The sequence below is a fragment of the Phenylobacterium sp. genome (assembly GCF_041916435.1).
GTDB lineage: Bacteria > Pseudomonadota > Alphaproteobacteria > Caulobacterales > Caulobacteraceae > Phenylobacterium.
This window is the reverse complement of record NZ_JAYRZM010000014.1, coordinates 1-21,780: the sequence shown is the minus strand read 5'-3', so window position 1 is coordinate 21,780 and position 21,780 is coordinate 1. Positions and strand designations below refer to the sequence as shown.

The 21,780-nt window shown below is 69.9% G+C and carries 13 protein-coding genes and 1 pseudogene; 6 read left to right on the top strand and 8 right to left on the bottom strand.

Annotated elements, in window-relative coordinates; translation table 11 throughout:
• Positions 1-561: pseudogene (locus ACE3TA_RS22330) on the bottom strand (phosphoenolpyruvate carboxykinase); the annotation flags it as partial.
• Positions 562-878: 317 nt separating this feature from the next.
• Positions 879-2,474, bottom strand: coding sequence for a methyl-accepting chemotaxis protein (locus ACE3TA_RS22325; protein WP_374576531.1), 1,596 nt, complete (start codon positions 2,472-2,474; stop codon positions 879-881).
• A 320-nt stretch (positions 2,475-2,794) separates the two neighbouring features.
• Between ACE3TA_RS22325 and ACE3TA_RS22320 the strand changes: the two genes are divergently transcribed.
• Both ACE3TA_RS22320 and ACE3TA_RS22315 read left to right on the top strand, forming a co-directional pair.
• The gene (locus ACE3TA_RS22320) at positions 2,795-4,765 is read left to right on the top strand and encodes a pyrroloquinoline quinone-dependent dehydrogenase (RefSeq protein ID WP_374576529.1); all 1,971 of its coding nucleotides are present in this window, start codon (positions 2,795-2,797) and stop codon (positions 4,763-4,765) included.
• Between the two features lie 9 nt (positions 4,766-4,774).
• Positions 4,775-5,578, top strand: a complete 804-nt coding sequence (locus ACE3TA_RS22315) for a hypothetical protein (RefSeq protein ID WP_374576528.1) — start codon at positions 4,775-4,777, stop codon at positions 5,576-5,578.
• 21 nt (positions 5,579-5,599) lie between these two features.
• On the opposite strand, the gene ACE3TA_RS22310 is transcribed toward ACE3TA_RS22315, so the two are convergent.
• From ACE3TA_RS22310 to ACE3TA_RS22285, 6 genes are all read right to left on the bottom strand, one after another.
• Complete coding sequence (locus tag ACE3TA_RS22310; RefSeq protein WP_374576527.1) at positions 5,600-5,890, bottom strand: type II toxin-antitoxin system RelE/ParE family toxin; 291 nt, start codon at positions 5,888-5,890, stop codon at positions 5,600-5,602.
• The gene (locus tag ACE3TA_RS22305; protein WP_374576526.1) at positions 5,887-6,156 is read right to left on the bottom strand and encodes a CopG family ribbon-helix-helix protein; all 270 of its coding nucleotides are present in this window, start codon (positions 6,154-6,156) and stop codon (positions 5,887-5,889) included. The genes ACE3TA_RS22310 and ACE3TA_RS22305 overlap by 4 nt, the downstream gene beginning before the upstream one ends.
• A 71-nt stretch (positions 6,157-6,227) precedes the next feature.
• Positions 6,228-7,724 carry a carboxylesterase/lipase family protein gene (locus ACE3TA_RS22300; RefSeq protein WP_374576525.1) on the bottom strand — a complete coding sequence of 499 codons (1,497 nt, stop codon included), beginning with the start codon at positions 7,722-7,724 and terminating at the stop codon, positions 6,228-6,230.
• A 67-nt stretch (positions 7,725-7,791) separates the two neighbouring features.
• Positions 7,792-10,071 carry a TonB-dependent receptor gene (locus ACE3TA_RS22295; RefSeq protein ID WP_374576524.1) on the bottom strand — a complete coding sequence of 760 codons (2,280 nt, stop codon included), beginning with the start codon at positions 10,069-10,071 and terminating at the stop codon, positions 7,792-7,794.
• Positions 10,072-10,288: 217 nt separating this feature from the next.
• Complete coding sequence (locus tag ACE3TA_RS22290; RefSeq protein ID WP_374576523.1) at positions 10,289-11,347, bottom strand: serine hydrolase domain-containing protein; 1,059 nt, start codon at positions 11,345-11,347, stop codon at positions 10,289-10,291.
• 106 nt (positions 11,348-11,453) lie between these two features.
• Positions 11,454-12,200 (bottom strand): GntR family transcriptional regulator, encoded by a 747-nt coding sequence (locus tag ACE3TA_RS22285; protein WP_374576522.1) that lies wholly within the window; start codon positions 12,198-12,200, stop codon positions 11,454-11,456.
• 138 nt (positions 12,201-12,338) lie between these two features.
• Between ACE3TA_RS22285 and ACE3TA_RS22280 the strand changes: the two genes are divergently transcribed.
• The 4 genes from ACE3TA_RS22280 to ACE3TA_RS22265 form a co-directional block, all read left to right on the top strand.
• Positions 12,339-13,667, top strand: a complete 1,329-nt coding sequence (locus tag ACE3TA_RS22280) for a DUF1254 domain-containing protein (RefSeq protein ID WP_374576521.1) — start codon at positions 12,339-12,341, stop codon at positions 13,665-13,667.
• 383 nt (positions 13,668-14,050) lie between these two features.
• Positions 14,051-14,344 carry a hypothetical protein gene (locus ACE3TA_RS22275; RefSeq protein WP_374576520.1) on the top strand — a complete coding sequence of 98 codons (294 nt, stop codon included), beginning with the start codon at positions 14,051-14,053 and terminating at the stop codon, positions 14,342-14,344.
• The gene (bcsA, locus tag ACE3TA_RS22270) at positions 14,344-18,768 is read left to right on the top strand and encodes a UDP-forming cellulose synthase catalytic subunit (protein WP_374576519.1); all 4,425 of its coding nucleotides are present in this window, start codon (positions 14,344-14,346) and stop codon (positions 18,766-18,768) included. The genes ACE3TA_RS22275 and bcsA overlap by 1 nt, the downstream gene beginning before the upstream one ends.
• Positions 18,768-21,780, top strand: a 3,013-nt coding sequence (locus tag ACE3TA_RS22265; protein ID WP_374576518.1) for a tetratricopeptide repeat protein, incomplete at its 3' end; no start/stop codon positions are given. The genes bcsA and ACE3TA_RS22265, both read left to right, overlap by 1 nt.

The following is a 21,780-nucleotide window of genomic DNA, read 5'->3' as shown; positions in this document are numbered from 1 at the left end:
GGGCATGCCGACCGAGTGGACGCAGGGGACGAAGAAGCCGTCTTCGCCGATCTCGTCCAGGGCGCCCTTGCCCATGCGGGTCATCACCCGCATCGAGATGGCGACATAGGCGCTGTCGGTGATCTCCACGCCCAGTTGGCTGATCTTGGAGCCCAGCGGGCCCATGCTGAAGGGCACCACATACATGGTGCGGCCCTTCATGCAGCCCTTGAACAGGTCCTGCAGGTCGGCGCGCATTTCGCCGGGTTCGAGCCAGTTGTTGGTCGGGCCGGCGTCGGCCGGGTCCTGCGAACAGATAAAGGTGCGGCTTTCTACTCGGGCCACATCGCGCGGATCGGAGGCGGCGAGGAACGAGTTGGGGCGCTTTTCCGGATTGAGCGGCTTCAGGGTGCCGCTCTTGACCAGCTCGGCGGTCAGGGCCTCCCACTCGGCGTCAGAACCGTCGCACCAATGGACCCGGTCGGGCTGCGTCAGGGCCGCAATGTCTTGAACCCATTGGACCAGCTTGGCGTGCTTGGTCGGCGCAGGGGCAAGGCCCGGAATCGACGTGGCCTGGGACAAACTCGCAACTCCTTGGTGACGCCGGACAAGGCCGGACCCGGATGGCCAACGCCATAGTCACCCGCACTGAAAATGGCGAGACCGCACAAGGAAAAATTCGTTAGGAAACCGGTTACCTAACCCAAGATTCTCGAGAAAGCTGCAGCAACGGCCCACTCTCACGCCAATTCATGGTGAATTCAGATTGTGACGTCCGAATCTACATTCACCCTACGGCGCCCTAGAAGCTTAGGCGGGGCCTCACTCAACAAACTTGGGGCCGTAGCGGCCTTGGACTGATGTTGCGGCGCACTAAAACTGTGCGCCGCAACCCGAACTCAGGACGCCATCTTCAGGGCCGGCCGGCCCGCGCCGGCGCTGAGCCGGAAGCGTTCCGTCGCCTCGGCCAGGGCCTGGGCTTCATGGGCGACGGCGCGGGTCGCGGCAGTGGACTCCTCGACCATGGCCGCGTTCTGCTGTGTCGCCTGGTCCATCTGGTTGATGGCCGAGTTGATCTGGGCCAAGCCCAAGGCTTGCTCCTGGGACGAGGAGGCGATCTCGCCCACCAGGCCGTCGATCTCGTTCACCTGGGTGGCGATCCGCTGCAGGGCCTCACCGGTCAGGCCAACCAGACGCACACCGGCGCCGACCTGCTCGCTGGAGGCCTCGATCAGCGACTTGATCTCCTTGGCGGCCTCGGCGGACCGCTGGGCGAGCGCCCGGACTTCCGAGGCCACGACCGCGAAGCCCTTGCCGGCGTCGCCGGCTCGCGCGGCTTCAACACCCGCGTTCAGGGCCAGCAGGTTGGTCTGGAAGGCGATCTCGTCGATGACGCCGATGATCTGGCCGATCTGGGCCGAGGAGGCTTCGATCTCACCCACGGCGGCGACGGCGTCTGAGACGACCTGATTGCTTTCGTGAGCGCCGGTCTTGGCGGTCGACACCACCTGGGCGGCGCGCTTGGCGTTGCCGGCCGAGCGGCTGATGGTTTCGGTGATCTCGTCGAGCGCCGCCGCGGTCTCCTCCAGGCTGGCGGCCTGGTTCTCGGTGCGGCGCGACAGCGAGGCGGCGGCCTGGTCCAGCTCGCGCACGCTGGAGTGCATGCCGGTGGTCGAGGCCTTGATGGCGGCGATGGTCTGTTCAAGGCGCGAGATCGCGGCGTTGTAGTCGTGACGCAGCTTCTCGAACTGGGGCGCAAAGGCGTTGTTCAGGCGATGAGACAGGTCGCCATCCGCCAGCCGGGCCAGGCCATCGGCCAGACTCTCGGTGACTTGGGCCCGCTCATGATCCACGGAGGCCTGCAGTCGGGCCCGATCCTGGGAGGCCTGTTCCTCGGCATGGTGCGCAGCCTCGGCCTCGGCCATGGCCTTCTGCGCCGTGTCCAGCGACGCCTCGGCGCGGGACACCGCCTCGCTGGAGACGGCGAACATGCCGACGATGCTCTGGCAGACCCACATCAGGATGGCCGCTTCCGCGATCAGGATCACGGCGTGGACCATGACCCGACCCAGGCCGGCGGAGCCGGGGAACACGGCGGCGGGCAGCAGGAAGCTGAGGGTCAGGTGGTGAACGGCCACGACGGCGGCGCCGGCGAGGATCGCGCGCCAGTCGCAATAGATCACCAGGGCAGCCAGGGCGGCGAAATAGGCCATGTGCAGGTCGATCTGCCAGGGATGCCCCTTGAAGGCCGCCACCATCAGGGACACGAGGCCCATGAGCGCCGCGGCGATGGCCATGCGGCCGCCCGCGCCGTCCTTGTCAGAGGCGCCCGCCAGGGTCGCGCCGCCGGCCAGGGCCGCGGCGCCGAGCCCCAAGGCCAGCCAGGGTCCCTTCAGAAGCAGGGCGGCGCCGGTGACCGCAAGGACGAGCCCCCACAGGACACCGCCTATGAGCCGGTGACCGAACGCCCGCTGTTCAGCAATGGTCTTGAACATAACTCACCCACAGGTTTGGCCGTCGCCGGCTCAAGATAGCGCGTCCTCAAACCAGGGATTGCGCGAGAAGCCTTAACGAGCGTTTACCTACCCTAGGGAAACCCGCCGCGACCCCTTGCCGCACAAGGGATTGTCGCCGAGATGCGAGCCGCCCGCGCGAGTTGTGCGGTTAAGCTGGAAAAGCAGGGCGCAATGTCTACAATTGTCGCGCTTGCGAAAGGATATGTCGACCTGGACATCAAAAATGTCTGACAATCTTGTTGCGCGCGAGCCCCCAGCCTGCGACCTATCCTGAACAAACGTCTCAAGGGGGGATCGTCATGCGTTCGACCGCCGCGCCGCAAGGGCCGCACCGCCGCAGACTGCTGCTGGCCGGGGCCAGCCTTTTCCTCCTGCCCGGCTGCGCCAGTCTCGCGACCGGTGGCGGAGGCGCGCCTCGCAAGGCCGGTGAATGGCCGGTCTATGGCGGCGACAATCGGGGGACCAAGTATTCGCCCCTGGATCGCATCCACCGCGGCAACGCCAAGGATCTGCAGGTCGCCTGGACCTGGGCCTCGCCCGATGACGCGGTGCGCGCCGCCAATCCCGGCCTGCCGCTGGGCGAATTCCAGGCCACCCCGATCATGGTCGACGGCAAGCTGTTCGTCTCCACGGCCTTCTGCCAGGTGGCCGCGATCGATCCCGTCACTGGCGCGACCCTGTGGCTCTATGATCCGGGGACCTGGAAGCACGGCGCCTTCACCAGCAAGGGCCTGATCCACCGCGGCGTCGCCTACTGGCGCGAGGGCGACGACGCCCGGGTGATCATCGCCACCGGCGACAATCGGCTGATCGCCCTCGACGCCGCTACGGGCAAGCCTGTGCCCAGCTTCGGCCAGAACGGCGAGGTGGACCTGGGAACCATTGGACTGAGCCGGCCCCTGGCCCGCGATCCGGTCGATCTGTTCGGCACGACCTCAGCGCCGGTCATCTGCAGGGACGTGGTCATCGTGGGCCAGTACATCCACGACCGCCCTGTGATCGCTGAGATGCCGCCCGGCGACGTGCGCGGCTTTGATGTCCGCACCGGCGCGCTGAAGTGGACCTTCCGCACCGTGCCGCGCAAAGGCGACTACGGCTACGACACCTGGGAGGGCGGCTCGGCCGACCGCAACGGCAACGCCAACGTCTGGGCGCCCTTCACGGCCGACGACGAGACCGGCCTCGTTTATCTGCCCGGCACCTGCCCCACGAACAACTTCTATGGCGGCGACCGTCCGGGCGACAATCTGTTCGGAAACGCGCTGATCTGCGTGGACGCGAGCACCGGCCTGCGCCGCTGGCACTTCCAGTTCGTGCACCACGACATCTGGGACTACGACCTGCCCTGCGCGCCGAACCTTGTCGACATCACGGTCGGCGGCCGACGCATCAAGGCCGTGGCCCAGGTCACCAAATCCGGCTTCACCTTCGTCTTCGACCGCCTGACCGGCCAGCCGGTCTGGCCGATCGAGGAACGGCCCGTCCCGCAGAGCGAGTTGAAGGGCGAACGCACCTCGCCCACCCAGCCCTTCCCCACCCTGCCCAAGCCCTTCGAGCATCCGGGCATGAGCGCCGACCTCTTGGTGGACTTCACTCCGGAGATCCGGGCGGAGGCTGAGGCCATTCTCGCCAACTACAAGTGGGGTCCGATCTTCACGCCATTCGGGACCCAGCCGACGATCCAGACCCCGGCCTGGGTGGGCGGCGCCAACTGGGGCGGCGCGGGCGTCGATCCACAGACCGGCGTGCTGTTCGTACCCTCAACCTCGTCCATCGCCTCCATGGCGTTGGATGAGACCGGCAAGCGGGTGGCCGGCGCCAATGAGACCGAGGAGATCGCCGGCAGCTCGCGGGTGGTCACCGGCCCGCGCGGCCTGCCGCTGCTGAAGCCGCCCTATGGCCGCATCACCGCCATCGACCTGAACACCGGCCAGCATCTCTGGATGCGGCCCAATGGTCCTGGCGCCACCGACAGCCCGGCGATGAAGCCGTTCAATCTCGGCTGGGTCGGCTCCACCGGGCGCACCGGACCGCTGGTGACCAAGACCCTGCTGTTCGTGGGCGAAGGCCCGCATGACCCGCGCTACGCCAAGAAGGTGCTGCGCGCCTACGACAAGGCGACCGGCGAGATCGTCGCGGAAATCGAGCTGCCCGGCCACACCCTGGGTCCGCCCATGACCTATGAAACGGACGGCCGCCAGTTCATCGTCTGCGGCATGGGCTTCCGCCGACAGCCGCACCGCCTCGTCGCCCTCGCCCTGCCCGCCTGAGGATCCGCCATGTCCCTGACCCGCCGCCTCGCCCTAGGCCTGACCGCCGCCGCAGCCCTTGCCGCCGCCACGCCGGCCTTCGCCGTGGGCGCGATGAAGCACTACATCCTGGTCGACCTGAAACCAGGAACCGACCAGCTGGTGCTGGACCGCTGGTACATGACCTTCCACGCCCCGCAGGTGCGCCGCGCCTACAAGGCCTGGCAGCGCAACTACATCTCCTTCCGGTCCTACCTGCCGCCGGAGGAAGCCAAGGCGGCCTATCCCCTGCTCTATGGCCGGATGACCGAGATCCAGTTCGACAGCCTGGCCGACTTCCAGGAGACCCGGCCGAACAACATCTATGGCGGCCTGAACTCCTTCACCCCGCCGCCCGGCGGCTGGGCCAACCCGCCCTTCACCTCGACCACCGCCAGCATTCCAGTGAACCCGCAGACGGTGTTCGTGTCCAAGGACACGCCGCCCAAGGAGACGCCCTATCTGCGCTGGGTGGTGTTCTTCCGCTATCCGGCCGGGGTCAGCGCCGCCGACGGCGACGCCTGGTACGAGACCACCTACGCCAAGATGGCCGCCGCCCGGCCCGGCGTGAAGCGCTACGCCCTCTACAAGGCGGTCTCGGAGCGGGCCGAATATCCGCGCGTGGCCGAGTTCTGGTTCGACGACTACGCCGCCTGGAAGGCCGCCTTCCTGCCGGCCCCGGCCGTCGCGCCGCCGCCCTGGGGCGGCAAGGACCTGCACGTGGACGCGATCTCGATGTTCGTCGGCGAGAACCCGGACGTCGACTTCGTCAACGACAAGCGCTCGATACCTTGAATCCAGGGTTCGTCCGCGCGGCTACTCGGCGTCGGGACTGCGCGCTTCACGGCAGTGCCAAAGTCGCAGTATGAAGATGGTCCCGGCAGCGATCTCGTAACGGATCTCGTAGTCGCCCACGATAATCCGGCGAACCTCACGCGGCAGGTAGGCATCGAGCTTCTCGCCGAGACGCGGGTAGTCGAGCAGCCGGTCTGGAGCGTGCGAAAGGTCTCGAATGACCCGCGCCGCCGCCTGCGGCGCCACCGGGCTCAAGTGCGCATGCAGCCGCACAAGATCGGAGGACGCCCTTCCGGTCCATTGGGTCTTCACGGCTTAGGCGGCGGCAACGGGGCATCCGTTGCAAGGCTATCGGCCCAGGCCTTGATCGCCTGATGATCGATGACCTGCCCCGCGTCGACATCAGCCAGGGCCTCGAGCGTCATGCGGTGACGCTCTTCTTCTTGATCGACCCAAGCGGCGAGCGCCTGCTTGACGACCCATCCGCGGGATCGCTCCAGCCGAGACGCCATCGCCTCGACCTTCTCTGCCAGGCTTAGGGGCACATGCGCCGTCAGAACCTTCGTTTCAGCGGTCATGCTTGGCTCCAATCGCAATGATTGAAATATAATCAGACTGATTGGTCTTGCAAGCCGCGTATCGACCTCCGCTACCGCCCCGAGGCCTTCTCGGCCGCGGCGCGGCGGGCCTTCTGGAACTGGGGCCGCAGGCCGCTCTCCAGGCCGAACTCCATCAGGGTGTCGGCGCCGGGGTTGTAGGCCGGCCAGGCCGGCTGACCGGGGCAAGCCGGCGCGCCCGTCTTGGCGAAGGCCACCCAGCAGCCGTGCACCAGGGTCTCCATCGCCTGGTCCTGCGGCGAGCTGAACCGGCCCGCGAGCTTCGTGCCGGTGGCGAAGGCGTAGAGGATCTCCGCCCCGTGCGGCGCGCCCTTGGCCCGACCGCGCTGAGCCGTGGGCACATAGGAGAAGTAGTAGAGCCAGGACGGCGCGCCCTTGGCCGCCTGCCCCGCGACCCAGCGCGCGGGCGCGCCCATCACCAGGTCGGTATAGGCTGCATCGACCCGGTCCTCGTCGGTGGGCAAGTCCGCATAGGCGGCCTTCTGGGCTGGCGTCAGACGCGCCAGGACCGCGGCGGTCGGTAGCGGGAAGGCCTTCAGCAACGAGGCCTCGTAGCTGTTCGAGCCGATCAGCAGCGGCACATCGATGGCGCGACCGGAGGTGAAGGCCTCGGCGGGGGTGTCGTTGATCAGGCGTCCGTCCTGGAACGGACCCACCGAGCCGATCCCCTTGGGCAAGTCGAACAGGGCTTCGGGCGGCAGGGCGCGCATGGCCTCGAGCGAGGCGTCGGCGCCGAGGCCCGCCTTGGTCATCAGTTCGACACCGGCCGTCTCCGCCTGAGCAAGGTTCGTGCGCGCCTGCCAGCCACCGCCGGACTGGACGATGGCCTTGGCGAACAAACCCTTGGCCGCCGGCGTGGACAGCAGCGACAGGATCGCGGAGCCGCCCGCTGACTCCCCGAACACCGTGACGTTCTTCGGGTCGCCTCCGAAGGCGGCGATATTGGCCTGCACCCACTTCAGCGCCGCCAGCTGGTCCATGAGGCCGTAGTTGCCGAGCGGCGCACCGGGCGGCGCCGCCTTGGTCAGGGCCGGATGGGCGAAGAAGCCCAGAGCTCCGAGCCGATAGTTGATCGTGACCAGGACCACGCCGTCCTGGGCGAACCGGGTCCCGTCATAGATCGGGCCAACGCCGGAGCCGAAGCGAAAGGCCCCGCCGTGGATCCAGACCATAACCGGCGCCTGCTTCGCCTTGGGCGCCGCCCAGACGTTCAGGTAGAGGCAGTCCTCGCTCTTGGGGGCCTGGGCGCCCATGGCCAGCACGCCGTCTGGGCGCGCGGGCTGCGGACAGATCGGCGCAAAGGCGGTGGCGTCGCGCGCTCCGCTCCAGGCGGCGACCGGGGCCGGCGGCGCCCAGCGCAACGCGCCGACCGGCGGGGCGGCGAAGGGGACGCCCTTGAAGACCGAAACCCCTTCGGCGGTCGCCCCGGCCAGGACGCCGCTATCGATCCGGGCCTTTGGCCCCTCCTGCGCATGGGCTGCGCCCGCGAGCGCCAGGGCCGCCACCAGTCCGCCAAGCCAGGTCTTCATGCGCCAGGTCCTCAAATCAGCAGCTCGCCGGCGGGCTCTCCCCTTCCGCCGGCGAGCCTTTGCGCCGCTACCGCGCCTCAGACCCGAAGGCGTAGGAGAGGCTCAGCCGGATCTCCCGGGGGTCGCCATAGACGTCCCGGGTCGGATCGCGCAGCGTCACATAGGTCTTGTCAAACAGGTTGCGCGCCTCCAGCGCCATGCGCCAGCGGCCGTTGTCGACGCCGACCGAGGCGTTGAAGACGTCGAAGTCGGCCAGCTTCACCTGATTGTTGATCTTGGTGGTGTTGGTGTAGCCGCCGCGCTGGCCGCGATAGGAGACCGAGGTCACCACCCGCCAGTCCTTCACCAGCGGCCGGCGATAGGTGAGCGCCGCGGTGTAGGTCCACTCGGGCGAGCCTTCGACCTTCTGGCCCTTGTAGGGGCCGCTGTCGATCTCGCCGGTCAGGTAGTTGATGGCGCCGTTATAGCTGATCCCGCCCAGGCCCGGGCCGAAGCGGTGGCCGCCGAACACTTCGAAGTCGACGCCCTTGGTCTTCGCCTCACCGGCGTTGAACCGGTAGTTCCGCGACACAGCGTCGGGGCCGATGGAGTCCACCGTCACCAGCAGGTCGTTGAAGTTGTTCTGGAAGGCGGTGACCGTGAAGAAGGCGCCGGCCAGCTCGAACTTGGCGCCGGCCTCGAAGGCGACGTTCTTTTCCGGCTGGTAGCTGGCGGCGATCTTGGGATCGAGCACCGAGTTGCCGTTGAAGCCGCCGGCCCGATAGCCCACGGCCGCCGAGCCGAAGACCCGGAAGTTGTCGGCGATCTCATACTTCACCGAGACCGACGGGGCGACGTTCTCAAACGTGTCGTTGATCAGGGCGCGGGAGCGGACGCAGGCCGGATTGGCGGCGAAGACCCGCAGCGGATCCACATAGTTGGCCACGCAGGACAGAGCCCCGAGCTGGCGCGCCACCGTGTAGGCGTCGTTCTTCTTCTCGGCGTTGTTGTAGCGGACCGCGCCGTCGAGGGTGAGCGCATCGGTCGCCTGCCAGCTCAGCACCCCGAAGACCCCCTTCTGGAGCTCTTCTTCCTTGGACACGCTGGCGATGTTGGCGGTCGGGCTCGGGGCGAGGTTCACCGCGGAGGTGGTGCGGCCGTCCAGGATCGTGAAGAAGTCAGACTGCTTGCCCGACAGGTTGGCGCCCAGCATCCAGGTCACCGCATCGCCGAAGTCGCCGGCCAGGCGCAGTTCCTGGCTGGCCAGTTCGGTCTCGTCGGCGAACAGGGTCGAGCAGACCCGCGTGGCGCAGGTCGCGGCCGGGAACGGCGGCGAGGCGTAGCCGGGGGCCGACTGGTCGTTCTCCTGCGAGAACAGGGTGGTGCGCTTGCGTAGCATGGTGACCGAGGTCAGCTTGCCGATCGGCGTGTCCCACTCGACCTGAGTGTTGAAGCTGGAGACATTGCGGTTCACGTCATTGGTCGTGTTGGCCGCATAGGCGTAGGGGCCGTCAATGTCCGGCGGGCCGAAGGCGGTGGCCGCCAGGCTCTTGTCATTGTTGGCGTTGACGCTCTTGACCTGGTTGGAGGTCGACAGCTCGTCGGACTGGTCGACGACCATGAAGACCCGCAGGCTGTCCAGCGGGTTCCACTCCGCGGCCAGGCGCACGGCGCGGAACTCTTCCAGGTCGCCGGCCTTGCCGGTGTAGACGTTTCTGAAGAAGCCGTCCTCGCGCTGGACGTCCTGCACACCCAGGCGCAGGCCCAGATTGGCCGCCGGGACCGGCACGTTCAGGATGGCGTCGATCTGCCGGCGCTCGATCTCCGGCGAATAGACCGCCCCGAGCGAGCCGCCGAACTCCGACTTCGGACGCTGGCTGATGGCCTGCATCACACCGCCCACGGCGTTGACGCCATAGAGCGCGCCCTGCGGGCCGCGGGTCACCTCGACGCGCTCGACATCGAACAGGTCCAGGCGGGTGAACGTGCGGCCGCCGATCACGCCACCGGTGATCGAGGCGCCGTCGCGCAGCACGGCGATGGGCGAGTCCACCCCGGCCGTCCGAGCGGTGCCCGCGCCAGCGCCGCGGATGTTGTTCTCGGCGTTGATGTTGCCGGTGTCGACGAAGGACAGGCCGGGCAGGATGTAGGACAGGTCCTTGATGTCCTTCAGGCCGCCCAGATCCTTCATCTGCTCGGCGGAGATCCCCGTCACGGCGGCGGGAACATCCTGGACCTTCTCCTCCTTGCGGCGGGCCGTGACCACGACCTCGCTGACCATAGCCTCTTCGCCGGACGCCGGCGCCTGGGCCGCCGCGGGCCCGGCCAGAAGCGCCGCCGCAGCGGCTCCACACAACAGATAACGCATGTCTTCCCCCTAACGCTGTCGGGGCCTGTCGCCCCGGAGATGCTTAAATGAACGCACCTTTTGTCTGACGATCATCCAAGATGGCGCGCGACGCAAGCTCGCCGGTGCTGGTAGCGCATAGGCGCCATCGGCCGCACCGGCTTATTTCTGAATGGAAAAACCAGGATTTCTGACAGGTGACCCACCCGCCCTCCGGCTATGGATCACCGGACAATCATCACTTCACCTCCGCAGCCGCCGCGAGGGCCAGCTTGGCGAACTCCGCGTCCGACCACTTGTTTCCGGCCTTGGCCTCGGCCCGGACGGCCAGGACCATCTGCGGGGTGAAATAGGCCTGGCGCACCACCGTGACGCCCTGGGAGGGGACCACGTACAGGCGCTGATCGCCCGCCCCGCCCGCGACCACCATGTCGGAGGGCACTTCAGAGGCGTGCAGGGACAGGTCCACCGCAGCGGTCGGCGCCAGCGGAGTGTTGGACGGACGGGGCAACCACCAGGTGACGCCATAGGCCGGGTTGGCCTTGGTCCCGACGAACAGCTCGTCAAAGGTCTTTGGGTCCACCAGCGCCTTGCCGCCGACAACGCCACGCGCCCGTACGAACTCGCCGAACTTCACCCACTCCCGCGCCGTCAGCACCGCGCCCTGCGGCAGCAAGAGGTCGCCATTGGGCGCGCGGCGCCAATCGGTGGGCTTCAGGCCGATGGGATCCAGGATCCGGGCCTTGAGATAGCTGAGCGGATCTGACGGGCGCCCCGCCGCGGCCAGCTTGCGCTGCAGGACCAGGCCGAACACCTGGTAGGGCGACGCGCCATAGATGAAGGCCTCGCCGGGCGCGGCCTTGAAGGGCCAGGTCACAGCCTCGGCGAAGGGCATGGCGCGCCCCGGCGGGCTGGTCAGCCCGCTGGTCAGGGTCAGCAGCTGGCGCAGGGTGACCGTCGACTTGACGGGGTCCGCGGCCCACTCCGTGACGGTCTTGGCCACCGGCTCGTCCAGGGACAGGAGCCCGTCCTGGACCGCGGCGGCCACGGCGATCCCCCAGAAGCTCTTGGTGCCGGACCAGATCTCGAAGCCGGCCTCCGGTCCGCCCTGGGCGGAATAGCCCTCGCAGATCGGCTTGCCGTTCTTGAGGATCAGGACGGAAACGCCGCGCCGGGCGTCAGAGTAGCGGAGCGCCGCGTAACAGGCCGGGCCAGCCGCTTGAGCGGCGGTTGGCGCGGCGCCCGCGCCGAACGCACCCAAGGCCACCAGAATCGTCGCCAGACCGCCAAATCGCATCGGAACCTCCCCGGTCGCCAATTTTTGTCTGACAATTTACTAGGCCAGCCCGCAGCCTGACGCAAGCCGCAGCTTGCGGCCCAGGCGCGCGGCGGGAACAGCAAAGTCAGCCGGCGGTGCGCAGGCGCCGCTCAAGGCGCTTGGCGCCCAGGGTCGCGGGCGCAGACACCGGGCCGTTCTCGGCGATCAGAGAGGTTCGGGTGATCAGGGTGGTCAGCCGCGCGGCGGAGGCGGCGACCTCGCCTTCCCGGGCCTTGATGGCGCTGACCAGGATGCTGTGGGCATGGGCCGACTGCTCCACCGCCAGCGGCGTACCGGGCGTCAGCAGCAACTGCTGCCAGAGCGCCAGGCTGCCCACCTGGATCAGCATCCGATAGGACATCCGGCTGCCGCAGTGGCGCCCGATGAATCGCCCCAGCTCAAAGGACTTGCTGCAGAGCTCGGCCTTGGACGCGCCCGCCTTGAGCGCGGCGTCCAGCTCCGCCATCTGCGCCTCAAGGCGGGGAAACAGGGCTTCGGGGAAGTGCGCCGCCGCCAGACGAGCCGCCTGGGCGTACACATCCTCCAGCAGCACGAAGATCTCGATCAGCTCATCCAGGCCCACCTGGGTGACTTGGGCCCCGCGCCAGGGCTGCATCTCGACGAAGCCCGCCCGCGCCACATTGCGCAGGGCCTCGCGCACCGAGGCGCGGCTGACGCCGTGGCGGTCTGATATCTCCTGCTCGCGCAGCCAGTCTCCGGGGGCGTACTTGTTCTCGATGATCTCGCGGATCAGGGTCTCGGACAGCCGCGCGTCCAGGGTCTGGGCGCTCTTGCGGGCCGGGCGGCCGGCGCGTTTCGGTTCGGAAGTCATGGCGTCCTGGTTCGGCGAAGTCGCGGCCAACTTACCTGCAGCCGCGCGAAAAACAAATGTCAGACAATCGGACCCAATACACTTGCCCGAGCGCGGCGCATCCGCTTCATTGCCGCGCAGAGTTTAGGGAGGAATAGCATGCCGCCAGCCGCCATGATTGATCGCCGCGCCCTGATCGCCGGTCTCGCGGCGGGCGCAGCTAGCCCCGCCTTCGCCGCCCCGACCCTGTCGCTGCGCGAGGCCGCCCGGCGCATGGCCATCTACGGCCTTCCGCTGATCGAGACCGCGACCACGCGGGCGCGCGCCTTCAGGAACGGCCTGGTGGCCAACACCTTCCGCCATAGCCGCACGCTCACCACCGCCAAGACCCAGACCGTCACCCAGCCCAACAACGACACCCTCTATTCCAGCGGCTGGCTCGACCTGTCCTCAGGCCCCGTGCAGGTCACTCTGCCGGCCAGCGGCGACCGCTATCTGTCGGTCGCCCTGATGGATCCCTACAGCAACAACTTCGCGGTGCTGGGCACGCGGACCACCGGTCCGGACGGTGGGGTGTTCACGGTGGCGGGCCCCGGTCACGCAGCGCCCGGCCCCAATGTGATCCACTCGCCCACCGACTGGGTCTGGATCCTGGCCCGGACCCTGGTGGATGGCCCGGCCGACCTGGCCGGCGCCCATGCGGTCCAGGACGGGCTGAAGATCAGCGGGCCAGTTGGCCGCAAAGCCCAGCCCATACCCGGCCGCAACGCCGCATGGCCCGACGTGTTCCGCACGATCCAGGCCCTGGTGCTGGAGAGCCCGCCGCCGGCCACCGACGCCCGGCTGTTCGCTGAGACCAAGGCCCTGGGCGTCAGCCTGGCCGGGGGCTTTGATCCTGCGCGCTTCACCGCCGCCGAGGGCCAGGAGATCACCGCCGGCCTGTCCAAGGCGCTCGAGGACGCCAAGGGCGGCGACGACAGCGCGATCGTCCGCGGGGGCTGGATCTATCCGCGCCCCAATCTCGGTGACTTCGGCCAGGACTATCTCTATCGCGCCCAGATCGCCCTGTCGGGCCTGGCTGGCCTGCCCCTCGACGAGGCGCTCTATCTGCGTCCCTTAGGTCCCGATGGCCGCGCCGAGCTGGACAGCACCAAGGCCTGGAAGCTCGCCCTTCCGGTCAAGCCCCTGCCGGTCGACGCCTTCTGGTCGCTCACTGTCTATGAGGTCACACCCCAGGGGCAGGCCTTCCTGATCGACAACCCCATCGACCGCTACGCCATCGGCGACCGGACACCGGGCCTGTTGCGCGGGCCGGACGGACGGCTTGAAGTCATCATCTCGCCCAAGCCGCCCAAGGGCGCGCTCAAGGCCAACTGGCTGCCGGCCCCCACCAGCGGCCGGCCGATGCTGCTGAATCTGCGGGCCTATCTCCCGCGGCCGGAGCTGACCAGCGGCGCCTATCCCCTGCCCCCTCTGCGCCGGGCTTGAGCGGGCGCTCCGCCCCTAAAGATGAACGGAATTCCGACCCGATACCCATATCGGGTCACGGACAGCTGAGCTGTTTCGGGCGCGCGCCCGCGCCGCAAAGGCGGGGGCGCGGCCACCGCTCGCCACCTTTTCACCTTATTTTACAATTGACCAACGCCACCTGAGCGGGCGCCCCTTGAGCCGCCTCCAGGCCGGCCCCTGACCCCGCAATCCCTTCCTGTCCGCCAGATGAACAACCCCAACAGGGTTGGGTCAGAGCGTCGCCGTTAACCCCATCAGCGGACTGGGGGAACGGTCTTCCGACATCTCAAGGCTGCGCTAGCGCCGCTTCCCCGGTCCGCCACAGGCCGTCCATTCCGGGCGGCCGTCGAGGACGACGGGACATGACCGACGTTGAGAGTTTCAAGCGCCAGACCGGCGTGAAGATCGACTACCGGGAGTTCGGCATCGACGAACTGGCTCCGGCCCCGATCCTCCAGCCGCCGCCAGCGCCCACCGAGCCGGCGATGGAGCCGCCCGCCAAGCCGCCCAAGGCGATCAAGCCCCCCGCGCCGCCGGGCGCGCCACCGCTCCAGGCTCAGCCCAAGCCCGCGGACGCCTTCGCCCGCTACGCCCCGCCGCCGGCCAAGGCCGACGACGTCCTCCTTACCGATCTCTTTAAGAGGCTCGAACGCTGATGAGCGTCGCCACCTTCGCCACCGACAGCTTCTACCGCGCCAAGCGCGTGCTGCCGCCCATCCTCACCGGCCCGGCCATCCTCTTGGGCGTCGCCCTCCTGGCCCTGACCGCCATGGTCAGCCTGGACCTGCGCGGCCAGCTGATCTTCGGCTCGGCCGCCTTCCTGGCCTGCCTGGCCCTGTCCCGCAGCGCCTCGCCGCTGATCACCATGACCCTGGCCTTCATCGCCACCGCCATGGGCACCCGTTACCTGTGGTGGCGGACCACCGAGACCCTGCAGTTCTCAGGGCCATTGTCCCTGGTGCTGGGGACCGGCCTCTATCTCGCCGAAGTCTACGCCTGGTTCGTCATGATCCTGGGCTTCCTCCAAACCGTGCGCCCGCTGGAGCGGCCGGTTCGGCCGTTGGCGGGCGCCCCCGAAACCTGGCCCACCGTCGACATCTTCATCCCCACCTACAATGAAAGCCTCGAGATTGTTCAGGACACCGTCCTGGCGGCCCTGACCATCGACTACCCGCCGGACCGCCGGCGCATTCACCTCCTGGACGACGGCCGCCGGCCCCAGTTCAAGGCCTTCGCCGAACAGGTCGGCGTCAACTACATCACCCGCGCGGACAACCTCCACGCCAAGGCCGGCAATCTCAACAACGCGCTGAAGCTCACCAACGGCGAGCTGGTCTGCATCTTCGACGCCGACCACGTGGCCACCCGGGCCTTCCTGCAGATGACCGCCGGCTGGTTCCAGGCCGATCCGCGCCTGGCCCTCCTGCAGACCCCGCACTTCTTCTACTCCCCCGACCCCATCCAGCGGAACGTGTTCGCCGTGAAGGACATCCCCGGCGAGGGGGACCTGTTCTACAGCGTCGTCCAGCCCGGCAACGACTTCTGGAACGCGGCCTTCTTCTGCGGCTCCTGCGCGGTGATCCGGCGCTCGGCCATTACTTCGGTCGGCGGCTTCGCCGGCGAGACCGTCACAGAAGACGCCCACACCGCTCTGAAAATGCAGAAGAAGGGCTGGAACACCGCCTATCTGAACCTGCGCCTGGCGGCGGGCCTGGCCACCGAGCGCCTCTCCATCCATGTGGGCCAGCGCGCCCGCTGGGCCCGCGGCATGACCCAGATCTTCCGGGTGGACAACCCGCTGATCGGCGGCCGCCTGAGCCTGGCCCAGCGGCTTTGCTACCTGGCCGCCATGACCCACTTCCAGTTCCCGCTGCCCAGGATCGTGTTCCTGACCGCGCCCCTGGCCTTCCTGCTGTTCGGCCAGCAGATCGTGGGCGCCTCGGCCCTGACCATTGCGGCCTACGCCGTCCCGCACCTGATGATATCGCTCCTGGTCAACGAGCGCCTGCACGGCCGCGACCGCCGCGCCTTCTGGGGCGAGGTCTACGAGACCCTGCTCTCCTTCCACCTGGTCCTGCCCAGCCTCCTGCCGCTGATCGATCCCAAGCGCGGCAAGTTCAACGTCACGGACAAGGGCGGCCTGCTGCGGGAGGGCTATTTCGACGTCCGCATCCTGACGCCGCTCTTGATCACCGCCGCCCTGCTGCTGGCCGGCGTCGCCCACGGCCTGTGGCGCGCCACCTTCGGCCATGCGTCCGCGTCGGAAGTCCAGACCATCGCCCTGAACATCACCTGGTCCCTGTTCAATCTGCTGATCGTCTTCACCGCCATCTCGGTGGGTCGCGAGAGCCGCCAGGTCCGCGGCGCCGTGCGGGTCGAGGCCAAGCTGGCCGCCAAGCTGATCTATGAGGACGGCTCCATCGTCATGGGCTGCACCCGCGATATCTCCATGGGCGGGCTGGCGGTCATCACCCGTGAACGCGCCCGCCCGGGCGCCGTCGTCGCCGTCGAACTGCCCAGCGGCGAGCGGACCGTGCGCTTCCCCGTCCAGCTTTGCGGCCGTGAGGACCTGCGCACCCGGCTGAAGTTCCGGCCCATGGCCCTGGACCAACGTCGGGAGCTGGTGCGGGTGGTGCTGGGCCGGGCCGACGCCTGGCCGGTTCCGGCCGACCAACCCCGCTGGACCGCCGCCCAGTCCTTCCTGGACCTGTGCCGCGCAAGCCTGTCCGTGCTCCTGTGGCGCAACGCCCGCCCAGGCGTGCGGCGTAAGCGCCGGACCCGGCCCACTGGCCGCCGCCTGGCCGCTGCGGGTGTCGCGGGCCTCAGCCTCGCCGCCCTGGCGCTCAGCGCGCCCAAGCCGGCCGCCGCGCAAGACCTGGCGCCCGCCGCCGCGCCGGCTGGGACCTACAAGGTCTCGCTCAGCCTCAAGGACCTGGGCGCCGACTATCCGTTGCGCCTGCGCGGCGTGGACGGTGAGGCCGGCGTGCCCTTCGAGATCCGGCCCGACGAGGTGGTGGTGGGCGCGAACCTGCGGCTGCGCATGGCCTACTCGCCCCAGCTGCTCACCGACCTCAGCCACATGGTGGTCAGCCTGAACGGCGAGATCATCGCCAACATCCAGCTCACCCCGGACCGCTCTGGCGGGGTGGTGGTGGACCTGCCCATCGATCCGGGCCTGTTCCGCGCCACCAACCGGCTGAACGTGCGCTTCGTCGGCCACTACACCCGCGACTGCGAGGACCCGCTGCACTCGTCCCTGTGGGCCGACGTCAGCAATGTCCGCTCCAGCCTGGATCTGACCCTGCAGCGGACGCCGGGCCAGCCGGACCTGAACCGCCTGCCCGCCCCCTTCCTCAACCTCACCGACCCGCGGCCGGCCAAGGTGCAGATGGTCTATGCCGGTCCGCCGACCAATCGCCAGCTGCAGGCCGGCGCCGCCGTCGCCTCATTCTTTGGGGTCCAGGCCAACCTGCGCCCGCTGAAGTTCGCCGTGACCCTGGGCGCGATCCCCACCGGCGATACGGTGGTGATCGGCCGGGCCGGCGAGATGGTGGGCGGCGTGCGCCTGCCCGACGTCGACGGCCCGCGGGTCACCCTGGCCCGCAATCCGTCGGATCCCTTCGGTGTGATCCTGCTGGTCTCCGGCCGCGACGACGCCGAGGTGCTGACCGCCGCCCGCGGCCTGGCCGCCGCGCCCAAGGCGCTCAGCGGCGCCTCGGCGCGGATCAGCCTGACCGCGCCGTCCCAGCGCCTGGCCTATGACGCCCCCCGCTGGGCGCCCTCAGGCCGCAGCGTGCGCCTGGGCGAGATCACCGATCCCCTGACCCTGCAGGGCGCGGGCCTGCGCCCCGGCGTGCTCACCGCCGACCTGCGCGTCGCCCCGGACCTGTTCCTGTGGCCGCGCAGCGCCGCGCGCCTTGACCTGGACTACCGCTATCCCCGCGGCGACTGGGTCGACTACCGGACCTCGCGCCTCGATGTGTCCCTGAACGACCGCTATCTCGGGTCCCTGCCCCTCAAGCCCTCGGCCCTGGCCGAGAAGGCGGAGGATCTGGTCGGGCCGGGCCTGATGCGGCGCAAGACCCACGTCGACCTGCCGGCCTATGACCTCTTCGCTCGCAACCGGCTGGGCTTCTACTACGACCTGCGGGTCGACAAGCGCGGCGCCTGCGCGGGCGAAATCCCCGGCGACGTCCACGCCAATATCGACCCAGACAGCCGCATCGACCTGACCGGCGCGCACCACTTCGCCCGCTTCCCTGAACTGGCCAGCTTCGTCAGCGCCGGCTTCCCGTTCACCCGTCGCGCGGATCTCTCCGAGACCCTGGTCCTGGTGTCGCCCGACATCACCGCCCCGGAGATCGAGGCCCTGTTCGCGGTGATGGCCCGGGCGGGCGCGTCCACCGGCGCGCCGGTGCTGTCGGTCCGTCTCGCCCGGGCGACAGACGGAACCCCGCTCGCCGACCGGGACGTCCTGGTCGTCGGCCCTCTAAGCCTCTCGCAAGTCCGCACGGACCTGTTCCGCGGGGCTCCGGTCTCGCTGAAAGGCGGCGAGCTCGCGGTCACGGCCGCCAGCGAGGACGGCCTGCGCGCCTTCAACCGCTTCGGCCCCGCGGCGCCCGCCGTGCGCTGGCTGCTGGGCGGCGAGGACCGCTCGGCCCAGGCCCGCGACGCCCAAGGTGTCACAGCCGCCAGCCCCCGCTTCACCGGCCTGGCCAGCTGGCTGTCCCCGGTCAGCGCCGACCGGGTCGTGGTCGCGGTCCTGGCCGCCAATCCCCAGGACCTGCCCGGCCTCGTCTACGACCTGGACGATCCCAAGCGGGCGGCGGCCACCCACGGCGACCTGGCGGTCTCCACCCCGGCGGGCGTCAGCGCCTTCCAGGTGGGCCGGACCGCCTGGATCGGCGAGCTGCCGCCGCACCTGGCCGCCCTGTGGTGGATGCACCTGCATCCCATGGCCCTGACCGCCGGCGCCCTGATCCTGGCCCTGGCCCTCGCCCTCCTGGTGTCGCGCGCCATGAACGCCCACGCGCGCCGCCGCGTGAACCCTCACCTGAACCCTGATCTGGGAGACTTCTGATGTCCCCGCGCACCCTCATCCCGGCGACCGCGGTCGCCGCCCTCGCCACCGCCCTGGCCAGCCAGGCGCAAGCCCAGCCCATCGTCCGCCTGCCAGACCAGGCGCCGGTGACCCTCGGCGACCTGCCGATCCGCACGGCCCCGCCGGAGGCTGCCGACCCCCGCGCCGCGCCCCAGGTGGTCTCGCCGGTTGAAGCCCTCGTCCGCCAGGCCCAGACTTGGCGCCGCCAGGGCCGCAATGACCAGGCCGAGGCCACTCTCAAGCGGGCGCTCGCCCTGTCACCGGACGCGCCGGAGGTGCTCTACCAGCTGGCCGACCTGTCCCGCGCCAAGGGCGACGCCATGGGCGCGGCCATCTGGACCGGCAAGCTGGCCGCCGCCCGGCCGGGCGATCCTCGGCTTGCAGCCCTCGCCAAGGCGGTCCCGGCCCCTGTGGCCCAGGCGGGAACCCTGAGCCCCTTCCAGGCGGCGCCCGCGCCGCGGATCGAGGTCCAGGCCGCCGCCCCGCTGCCCGCGCCCCAGGGCCAGGCCCTGCCGGCGGCGGTCAAGCCGACCGCCAAGGCCGCTCCGGCCCCGGCCGGCGGCCAATTGCGCGCCGACGGCTTCCAGGCCCTGAACAGCGGCGACCTCGGGAGCGCCGAGCGTCTGTTCGGCCAGGCCCTGAAAGCCAGCGCCCAGGACCGCGAGGCGGCTGGCGGCCTGGGCGTCGTGCGCCTGCGTCAACAGCGCTTCGCCGAGGCCCGTGACCTGCTGGCGCGCGCGGTCCAAGGCCCCAACGCCGCGGGCTGGCGCGAGGCCTATGAGGCGGCGGACTTCTTCGCAAACCTCCGGGTCGCCGCCGACGCCCGCGAGGCCGGCCGTCTGGCGGAGGCTGAGACCAAGGCTCGCAAGCTGGCGGCCCGCAACCTGCCTTATGCGGTCGAGGCGGACCTGCTGCTGGGCGACATCCTGTCGGCCCAGCGCAAGCCCGCCGAGGCCGAAGCCGCCTTCCGCGCCGCGCTCGCCAAGGCGCCGGACCGGGCCGAGGCGCGCCAGGGCCTGGCCCTGGTGCTGATCGACCAGGGACGCGCGGACGAGGCCAGGGAGCTGGCCACCGGCCTGGACGGTCCCGCCGCCCGGGGCCTGACCGCCCGCATCGAGCGGATCCGCGCCGCCAAGCTCGCGGAGGCCGGTGATAGCTTCGGCGCTGGCGCGGCCCTGGCCAACGCCCTGGCGGCCGCGCCTGACGATCCCTGGATCCGCTACGACTACGCCCGGTTCCTGGCCGAACATGGCGATGCGGCCCAGTCGGCGACCGTGGCCGCGCCCCTGTCGGGCGCCAACGCCGGACCCGACGCCCTGTCGGCGGCCGCCCTCTACGCCGCCTCGCGCAACCGCCTGACTGAAGCCGCCTCGATCCTGCGGCGCATCCCGGAGAACCGCCGGACCGCCGACGTCAAAGCCCTGGCCCGCCGCCTGTCCCTGGACGGCTCCATCCAGGAGGCCAAGGCCCTGGCGGCTCAAGGCCTGACCACCCGGGCGGTGATCCTGCTGCGGGGCCAGGCCGATGCGGCCGGCGCCGACTTCGCCGCCCGCTCGCGCCTGGCGCTCGCCCTCTATGACCTGGGTGACGCCTACCAGGCCGGCGCCATGGCCCGCGCCGCCGCTGAAGCGCCGCTGCCGGCCGGGGCTCGCCCCGGCGATGGGGCGGGCTTTGTCGAGGTGCTGGCCGCCTCGGGCCAGGACCTGGCCGCCGAGCAGATGCTGGCCGCGCTGAAGGCCCAGGCCCGCGGCGGCGAAGACCAGGCCGCCCTGACCAGCCTGATGACCGGCTACGCCGTGCGCAAGGCCGACCAGCAGCGGACCGCCGGGGACTATGCGGGCGCCTTCGACACCCTGTCGTCGGCGTTCAATACGGCGCCCGGCGACAAGGGCCTGACCGCGGCCCTGGCGAGGCTTTGCCAGGCCGGGGGGCTCAAGGCCCAGGCCGCCCAGGTCTATGACGCCCTGGTCCGCATGTCGCCCACCGACGCCGACGTCCTGCTGGAGGCCGCCCGCGCCGCCATCGACGCCGAGGACTGGGGCCGCGCAGAGCAACGCCTCTCGCTTGGCCTCAAGGCCGCGCCCGCCAAGGCCGAGCTCTATTTCGAACTGGGCCGCATGGAGAAGGCCCGCGGCCACGACCGGGCCGCCGCCCGGGCGTTCCGCACCGCCCAATCGCTCAGCCCCACCGGCGCACCCACCGGCGTCCCCGGCCAGGCCCTGGCCCAGAACCCGATCCTGGTCGGCGGGGCGCTAGGCCCCAATCCGTTCGCCCAAGGCCGGGCGGCGAGCAACCCGTTCGCCCCGCAAAGCCTGTACGGACCGGCCCTGCAGCCGGCGTCCTTCCCGATGCAGGCGCGCGGGCAAGGCCCGGCGATCCCGGCCTATCCCCAGGCCGCGCCCTCGGCCAAGCGCGGGCTGGCGGGCCTGCTGCCCAGCTTCGGCGAGGCGCCCATGATGATCGCCGCCGATGCGCCCCTGCAGAGCCGCATCGCCGCCGAACTGGACGACCTGGCTGAAGACCACGCCATCGCCACGGACGCAGGCTTCGAGGTCCGCGCCCGCAGCGGCGACGCCGGGACCAGCCGGGTGACCGAGATCGAGACCCGGCTGGGCGTCTCGGCCCCGGCCTTCGGCGGTCGGATCAGCGCCGAGGTGACGCCGACCACCCTGCGCGCCGGGACCAGCGGCGGCTTCACCGCCGCCGGCATTGGGACGGCGCCCCTGGAGGTCGCCGCCGGCAAGCTCCAGACCCCGCCGGTCCCGGTGGTGGCGCGCTCCACCACGCCTCAGGTCTCCGGGGTCGGCTTCAAGGTCGGCTTCAAGTCCGAGGGCTTCTCCGGCGATGTCGGGATCACCCCGGCCGGCTTTGGCCACACCACCGTGGTCGGGGGCCTGCAATGGACGCCGAAGCTCGGCCCCGCCGCCCTCAAGCTTGGCCTGGAGCGGCGCGCGGTCACCGACAGCGTGCTGTCCTATGCGGGCCTGAAGG

Coding starts and splice junctions, on each gene's coding strand:
- ACE3TA_RS22290 (WP_374576523.1), bottom strand. CDS start 11,347: ATGCGATTTGGCGGTCTGGCGACGATTCTGGTGGCCTTGGGTGCGTTC.
- ACE3TA_RS22320 (WP_374576529.1), top strand. CDS start 2,795: ATGCGTTCGACCGCCGCGCCGCAAGGGCCGCACCGCCGCAGACTGCTG.
- ACE3TA_RS22300 (WP_374576525.1), bottom strand. CDS start 7,724: ATGAAGACCTGGCTTGGCGGACTGGTGGCGGCCCTGGCGCTCGCGGGC.
- ACE3TA_RS22305 (WP_374576526.1), bottom strand. CDS start 6,156: ATGACCGCTGAAACGAAGGTTCTGACGGCGCATGTGCCCCTAAGCCTG.
- ACE3TA_RS22280 (WP_374576521.1), top strand. CDS start 12,339: ATGCCGCCAGCCGCCATGATTGATCGCCGCGCCCTGATCGCCGGTCTC.
- ACE3TA_RS22285 (WP_374576522.1), bottom strand. CDS start 12,200: ATGACTTCCGAACCGAAACGCGCCGGCCGCCCGGCCCGCAAGAGCGCC.
- ACE3TA_RS22275 (WP_374576520.1), top strand. CDS start 14,051: ATGACCGACGTTGAGAGTTTCAAGCGCCAGACCGGCGTGAAGATCGAC.
- ACE3TA_RS22325 (WP_374576531.1), bottom strand. CDS start 2,474: ATGTTCAAGACCATTGCTGAACAGCGGGCGTTCGGTCACCGGCTCATA.
- bcsA (WP_374576519.1), top strand. CDS start 14,344: ATGAGCGTCGCCACCTTCGCCACCGACAGCTTCTACCGCGCCAAGCGC.
- ACE3TA_RS22295 (WP_374576524.1), bottom strand. CDS start 10,071: ATGCGTTATCTGTTGTGTGGAGCCGCTGCGGCGGCGCTTCTGGCCGGG.
- ACE3TA_RS22315 (WP_374576528.1), top strand. CDS start 4,775: ATGTCCCTGACCCGCCGCCTCGCCCTAGGCCTGACCGCCGCCGCAGCC.